Origin of the sequence: Rhodohalobacter sp. 8-1 (assembly GCF_038150125.1) — a bacterium.
GTDB lineage: Bacteria > Bacteroidota > Rhodothermia > Balneolales > Balneolaceae > SW132.
Genome location: NZ_JBBVMF010000057.1, coordinates 1 through 989 on the forward strand (window position 1 = coordinate 1; position 989 = coordinate 989).

1 protein-coding gene is annotated in these 989 nt (G+C 60.6%); it reads left to right on the forward strand.

The features are described from left to right. Window positions 1-989, forward strand: a 989-nt coding sequence (locus tag AABW11_RS19990) for an ASPIC/UnbV domain-containing protein (RefSeq protein ID WP_340107100.1), incomplete at both ends; no start/stop codon positions are given.

Genomic DNA, 989 nt, shown 5'->3' on the forward strand with positions numbered 1-989 from the left:
TTTACCGATCACAGCGAGGCGTGGGGGATGAATGACCCCGGCTTTTCGTACGGGGCGGTCTACGCCGACCTGAACAACAACGGGCGGCTGGACCTGGTGATCAACAACATCAACGCCCCGGCCAGTGTGTACCAGAATACAGCTGCGGAGGATGATTCCTCGCACTACCTGATGGTCCGCCTGGAGGGAACACCTCCCAATACCGGCGGCATCGGGGCTTCCCTGAGACTTTGGGCCGGCGGACAGCAGCAGCTAAAATACCAGAATCCCTACCGCGGGTTTATGTCCTCGGTGGACCCCCGCCTGCACTTTGGACTGGGCGGCTCCGCCCGGGTAGATTCCCTGCAGATTACGTGGCCCGGCGGGCAATCCCAGCTGCTCAAAGACATACCGGCCAACCAGATGATCAGCCTCCGTCAGGACGATGCCTCCGGAGAGTACTCACCGCCCGGCCGGGTCGTCCGCCCGGAAAACCGGCCGTTTGAAGAGGTATCCGACATAGTGGCTCATACCGGTCAGGGCAGCGGTTATATAGATTACGACGTACAGCCACTGCTTCCCTACATGATTTCCCGGCAGGGGCCGCCACTGGCCGCCGGGGATGTAACCGGGGACGGGCTCGACGATGTGTTTATCGGCGGGGCCGCCGGATCGGCGGGAACGCTGTTCATTCAGCAGAAAGACGGAACCTTCAGCAAATCCACACAAGCCCAGCCCTGGCAGGCCGACAGCGACCAGGAGGATTGGGACGCCCTGTTTTTTGATGCCAACGGAAACGGGCTGCTGGATCTTTATGTGGCCAGCGGAGGCTATCACTCCTCGCCGGTATCGCTGCTGCTGGCCGACCGGTTGTACATTAATCATGGAAACGGGCGGTTTTTAAAAGACACCTCCGCCCTCCCGCAGATGCTTACCAGTACCGGCACGGTAAAAGCCGCTGACTTTAACGGCGATGGCCAAACCGACCTGTTTATCGGCGGGCGGCTCAC